Consider the following 2,917-nt stretch of genomic DNA (forward strand, 5'->3'; position numbering starts at 1 on the left):
TTTGACGTTGTCGGATGGTTTCCGCCGGTCTCTCGGCATCGGCGATTTGGCCAGACAACAAGCGTGCGCCGATGTGGGCGTCGGTGATGATCACGAACGAGCGAATTGGAACGGGGTAACCGGCCTGCGCCGCTGCGGCGGCTTCGTCGGCGCGGCCCGCTTCTCCGAACGCAAGGGCGAGGGCCCAAGCGGTCACACGCTGGGCGACGAGATCGGGCAGCTCCTCCCAGGTGAACTTGCCTGATGCCTCAATGGCCAAGTCCGGCTTGCCCATCGCCGCCCAGTACACCGCCAGAAACGCGTCGATACAGCTGCGAGCCTGCGGCCCCGCGGCGTCGGATACATCGTCGATGAGCGTCTTTGCACCTACCGGGTCGGCGAGAGTGAACAGCCGATTGGTGGCCCGCAGAAAGGCCACCCGCCCGTAGATTGCGTCGGCCAACTCGCCGGCTTGGATGTCGGCGAGCAGAGCGTCGGCTTCTGCGCCCCGACCCATACACGACAAGGCATAGGCGCGAATAAGCTTCGCGTCCGCTGCCCCTCCTGCGTGGATTGCTGCTGCTGTGAGCCGATCGGCGAGGGGAAATTCCCACAGCCAGACCGCGCCGCGGGCCGCCCGAACAAATAGGTCCGGATCGGGCTCGAGGTCGGAGTCGAGAATTAGCGTGGCCCGGCGGACCGCCACGCCGATGTCGTCATGATCGCCGGAGGCGGCCAGTTCGGCAGCGACGAGTCCTCGCAGCCGTCGCAGCCGGGTGGCGGCTGCGCGATTGCGGCGCACCTCGCCGTATAGCGGGTGTGCCAACCTTGCCTCTACCCGATCGCCTATCTGGTCGAGAGCCATGAGACCGCGTATGTCGGCCTGTTCGACCGCGGCCGAATCGGTTATCCGGGTCAAAGTTCCGAGTTCGATGGGTTCGCCGACGGCGAGGGCGTCGATGACGTCGCTAACCTCGCTGGGCAGGCCTCCGATCCGTTCTTCGATCAATTCGACCAGGCTGGGCGGTAGGACCGGATCCCCGAGCCAGCGCCAGTACCCGTCTTGCATTGTCAGCCGCTCGTCAGCAACCTCCTGCTCGACGATGTTTCGCAGATACAACGGGTTGCCGCGGGTCAACGTCCACAACCGCTCGGCGGCCTGCGGATCCAGCGGGCCGCCCAGGGTTGCCGAGATGAGCGCCGTGATCTCGGTTTCGGACAGCGGTTGTAGGTCGAGGCGATCAAACTGTCCGCCGTTCCATAGCTCGCGCGTCGCGGTGGGAATCGGTTGTCCTCCGCGGACGGTGAGTACGACTTTCGCGGCACGGCGCTGGATGATCTGGTGCACAACGAACGTTGACAGGTCGTCGAGCAGGGCCACATCATCGACGCCCACCACCACCGTCTTGCCCGGGGACGATGAAGTCAGCGAGGCGACCACCCCGCGGATCAATTCCAGGTTGTCGTCGACGGCACGCTCTGCCCATGAGGTCAGTGCCCCTAGCGGAATCGATCGTGCCGAAGACGTGCCCACTATCCAACGAACTTCGCATCCCTGCGACGCGGCGCAATGGAGCGCCTCACGGGCGATTCGGCTCTTTCCCACGCCGGCGGCCCCGCAAACCACGATCCCGGACGAGTCCGAGTCGGATATCGCGGCTTCGATAAGTCGCTGTTCCTCCGAGCGGCCGATCAACGGCCACGTCAACCGCATCCATACAGCTTAGAAGTGGTAGCCGAGCGGCAAGGCGAAAGATCAGTATCCGTCTACTGACGTGTCTTGCCGGTACCGGAGCAACGATTGCGTCGCGGTTAGCAACCGCTAACGCACAGCTGGCTTGTTGCGAGCGAGGAGTCGTTATGACCGTCGACACGATACTTACCCGGCCTACCCCAATTTGCCCGAATGTCTTCGACGCGGGGCTGCCGATCTTGGCCTACGAGCACCTGGACGATCCGGAAGAGGCGCAGCGCCTCATCGCGCAAGCCCGGGATCGAGCGCCGATCGCCATCGGCACCCATGGTCCGGAGATCTTGCGCTACGAACTGGTTCGCACGGTATTGCGCGACCCACGATTTCAGATGCCGAAGGGCATGTTCCTTGCCTCACAAGGCATTACGTCTGGTCCGTTATGGGACCGTATCGCCACCAACCTGATCAGCCTCGACGGAGACGCGCACCACCGCCTGCGCCGATTGGTGTCGAAAGCCTTCACGCCTAAAGCGACCGAGCGGCTGCGCACGACGATCATCGACGTCATCACCGAAATCGTTGAACGCCAGACGGTCCGGGGGCACTGCGACGTGGTGACCGACATCGCGCGTCAATATCCGATCCCGGTTATCTGCGCGCTACTCGGGGCACCTGCCGAGGACTGGGAGCTGTTCTCGGACTGGACCGACGACATCTTCAAGGCCTTCAGCTGGAACGTCGCCAACGAGACGGAGTTCATCTTGGGGGCGTGGGAGGCTGTCGACGCCTACGTCGACGATATGGTCGCCGACCGCCGTGACACGCTGACTGACGACCTGATCTCCGAGTTGATCCGCGCCGAGCACGATGGTGATCACCTCAACGCCGACGAGTTGCGCATGTTGGTGGTAAGCCTGCTGATTGCCGGCACCGATACCACCAGGAACCAGCTCGCCGCGTCAGTGCAGGTGCTCTGCGATCACCCCGACCAGTGGGCACTGCTGCGCGAGCATCCTGAGTTGGCCCCCAATGCGGTCGAGGAAACGATGCGGCACTCCCCTATCGCCTGGGGCACCTTGCGCATTGCCCTCGAGGATGTCGAACTCGCCGGGGTCATCATTCCGGCCGGCACACTGGTCGTCGCCAACACGGCCTCGGCCAACCGGGATCCCGCCGTCTATGACAACCCCGGCCAACTCGACATCACCCGCGAGGGCGCTGCCGCGATACAGACTTTCGGCGCCG

Annotated in this window: 1 protein-coding gene and 1 pseudogene; one reads left to right on the forward strand and one right to left on the reverse strand. The window is 64.1% G+C overall.

Annotated elements, in window-relative coordinates:
- Nucleotides 1-1,693: pseudogene (locus tag WB785_RS19805) on the reverse strand (helix-turn-helix transcriptional regulator); the annotation flags it as partial.
- 146 nt (nucleotides 1,694-1,839) lie between these two features.
- Here WB785_RS19805 and WB785_RS19810 point away from each other — a divergent pair.
- Nucleotides 1,840-2,917, forward strand: a 1,078-nt coding sequence (locus tag WB785_RS19810) for a cytochrome P450 (RefSeq protein WP_424081026.1), incomplete at its 3' end; no start/stop codon positions are given.

The organism is Mycobacterium sp. (assembly GCF_049585075.1).
Taxonomy (GTDB): Bacteria; Actinomycetota; Actinomycetes; order Mycobacteriales; family Mycobacteriaceae; genus Mycobacterium.